Origin of the sequence: Streptomyces sp. URMC 127, from assembly GCF_051386535.1 — a bacterium.
In the GTDB taxonomy this organism is placed as follows: Bacteria; Actinomycetota; Actinomycetes; order Streptomycetales; family Streptomycetaceae; genus Streptomyces.
The window spans coordinates 1-3,142 of the sequence record NZ_JBPQTW010000380.1 but is presented as its reverse complement, the minus strand read 5'-3'; the positions used below and the strand labels follow the sequence as shown (position 1 = coordinate 3,142).

The window sequence follows — 3,142 nt, the reverse complement described above, 5'->3', positions numbered from 1 at the left end:
GGGCGGGGGGACGTGGGCCACCGGGGGGAGGGACAGGACCGCGCGGGCGATCGCGTCCGAGTCGGCCAGGGTCACCGAGTCCACACCCGGGCGGATGCCCGCCGCCGTGACCCAGTGAACGGATTCCGTGGGCACCCCGTAGGCGAAGCGCCGCGGGTGGGCGCGGCCGCGGCCGTCGATGACGTGGTACGGGCGCTCGGTGACGGCCAGCCCGCCCGTCTCGTAGCCGGCACCCGCGGCCGTCGGGATGCGGTACGTGGTGATCTGGTCGGTGTTCAGGAGGTGCCGCAGCAGGGGGTCGGCCGTGCGCCGCAGGTCCGGCTCGGGCAGCCGGGCCTCGATGAGGACGCGGGAGCGGACGGGCGGCCCGGGCACGGCGCGCGAGTCGGCGGTGAAGGAGGGCCCGCCGGGGCCGGCGACGTCCAGGCGGACGACCGTGCCGGGCCCGGTGACCTCCAGGATCCCCGCCTCCACGAGGGCGGCCATCTCCTCGATGCGGGAGGCGGGCGGGCCGATGGAGAGGAAGGCGTTGAGGGGGGTGTACCAGCCTTCGAGGTCGTCGCGGTGGGAGGCGCCGTCGAGTCCGCCGTGGTCGACGGCGAGCCGGATCTCGTTGCGCAGGTCGCGCAGGACGTCCAGGGCGGCCTTCAGGGGCCCGCTGACGTTTCCGGCCCGGGCGGCCCGGACGTCCGCGCGCAGGTAGCCGAGGAGCCAGGCGCGGAACTCGGCGCGGTCGGCGAACGCCCGGTCGGCGTACGGTCTGGCGAGCCGCTGCCAGTCCCAGCGGTCGCCGGGGGCGATGCGGAACGCGTCGAGGAGCTCGGCGCGGTCGTCGTCCTTCTCCAGGGCCAGGAACCGCCGGGTGAACTCCTCCCGCTCCCCCGCCCGGCCCAGCCGCTCCAGCAGCGTGCCGTAATAGACGCTCTCCACCTCGGCGGAGATCAGGGGCCACAGGTCGGTGCCGAAGCGCACGGGCCCGCCGCGCGCGGCGCGCTCGCGCAGGCCGGCGATGTAGCCGGCGGTGAGCAGCCGGGGCTGGTAGCGGCCGTGCGCGCCCTTCTCGTTCTCTCCGCGCGCGTGGTAGGGGATGCCGCGCCGGGAGAAGGCGTAGAGCCGCGGCTCCGCGCCGGAGGGCCGGTAGACGAGGCGGTCCCCGTCGCGGGTGAACGTGCCGCCGCGCCCGGCGGTGAACAGGGCCATGTAGTCGAAGAAGTTCAGCCCGAGCCCGCGCAGCAGCACCGGCGCGCCGGGGGCGATGTGCGAGAGGTCGAGGTCGGCGGGGTTGACGGGTGGGACGTAGTCGAGGTGGTGGATGCGGGCCAGCGACGCCGTACGGGCCTCCCGGGCGGACAGCTCCGCGGGCACGTGGCCGAGGGCCATGACGATCGCGTCGAGCCGGTTGAGGCGCGTGCCGTCCTCCAGGCGGATGCCCTGCGGGCCGCCGCTGATGCCTTCCACGTCGGCCATGGCCACCGCGCGCGAGCGGTGCACCTCGATGCTGACGTGCGCGGGGGCGCGCTCGGCGATCCGCCGGAAGCTGTCGTGGAGGTAGCGGCCGTAGAAGGCGCGGGTGGGGTAGTCGTCCGGGCCGAGCGCCCGCGCCTCGGCGAGGCCGGCGGCGTCGAGTCCGTGCCGGCGCGTCGTGCCGGGCCCGGTGACGTCGCGCGCCCACTCGTACAGGCTGGGGCCCGGCTCGACCGGGCCGTCGATGCGTGCGCTGTCGTCCGTGTAGACGGTGATCTGCGAGGCCACGGTGTTCATCAGCAGGTGGGGTGACTGGTCGGCGCGCCACACGGTGCCCGAGCCCGGGGCGGACGGGTCGACGATGTGCACGGTCACGGCGGAGTGCGCGGGTGCGGCGCGCTCGTTGGCGCACAGCCGCTCCAGCACGGACAGCCCCCGCGGGCCGACGCCGACGATGCCGACCTCTAAACGACTGCTGCTCATGCGTCTGCTCCTCCGTTCTGAGGGGACTTCCGCTCCGCTCTGAGGGGACTTCCGCTCCGCGCGCCTTTTCCATCTCGCCGCCGTGGTGGTGGAGGGGTCAACGCGGGGCGGGCGGGTCCGTCAGGTCCCCGGACGGGTTCGGTTGCGCCGTCCCGCCGCCCGGCCGTGCCACAGTGGGGGACATGGGTGCCACGGGTGACATGCGCGCCGCCTACATCGAACGGTTCGGCCCGCCGGAGGAGATCGTGGTCGGCGGGCTGCCCGCGCCGCGCCCGGGCCCGACCGACGTCCTCGTCGACGTCGCCGCCACGGCCGTCAACCCCGTCGACACGCTCATCCGCTCCGGCGGTTTCCGGACCCCGGTGCCCTTCCCCTTCGTGATCGGCCGGGACCTCGTCGGCACGGTCGCCGAGGCCGGGCCCGGCGCGGCCGGGTTCGCGCCGGGCGACGCGGTGTGGTGCAACAGCCTGGGGCACGGCGGGCGCCAGGGGCCCGCCGCCGAGCGGGCCGTCGTCCCCGCCGACCGGCTCTACCCCCTGCCCGCCGGAGTGCGCGCGGAGGACGCCGTCGCCGTCGCCCACCCCGCCGCCACGGCCTACCTGGCGCTGTTCACGCACGGCGGCGTGCGGCCCGGCGAGACGGTGCTCGTCGCGGGTGCCGCGGGGAACGTGGGCAGCGCCCTCGTGACGATGGCCGTGTGGGCCGGCGCCCGGGTCGTGGCCACGGCCTCGGCGCGCGACGCGGAGTACGTTCGTACGCTCGGCGCCGCCGAGGTCCTCGACTACGCGGCCCCCGGCCTCGCGGGGCGGCTCGCGGACGCCGCGCCCCACGGCGTCGACGTCCACGTCGCGACCCACGGCCGGCACGACCTGGAGGTGGCCGTGCCCCTGCTCGCGCTGCGCGGCCGGATCGTCGTCCTCGCGGGGACCACCGCGCGGCCCGTGCTGCCGGTGGGGCAGCTGTACCAGAAGGACGGGTCCCTCGTCGGCTTCGTGATCTCCCGCGCGACCACGACCGAGCTCGCGCGGGCCGCGGAAGCGGTGGGGCAGCTGCTCGCCGCAGGGCGGCTGCGGCCGCGGGCCGTCGAGGAGATGCCGCTCGCGGACGCGGCCGAGGCGCACCGGCTCGTGGAGCGGGGGGAGCTGCGGGGGCGGCGGCTGGTTCTGCGGGTCTGAGGCGGGGGACGCGGTAGGCG

At 76.4% G+C, this 3,142-nt stretch carries 2 protein-coding genes; one reads left to right on the top strand and one right to left on the bottom strand.

Going from position 1 to position 3,142, the window contains the following annotated elements:
• On the bottom strand, nt 1–1,947 hold a 1,947-nt coding region (locus ACSNOH_RS34190), incomplete at its 3' end, for an FAD/NAD(P)-binding protein (protein WP_436725341.1).
• 200 nt (nt 1,948–2,147) lie between these two features.
• On the opposite strand from ACSNOH_RS34190, the gene ACSNOH_RS34185 reads away from it, so the two are divergent.
• Nucleotides 2,148–3,122, top strand: coding sequence for an NADPH:quinone reductase (locus ACSNOH_RS34185; RefSeq protein ID WP_436725342.1), 975 nt, complete (start codon nt 2,148–2,150; stop codon nt 3,120–3,122).
• Nucleotides 3,123–3,142: the final 20 nt, after the last annotated feature.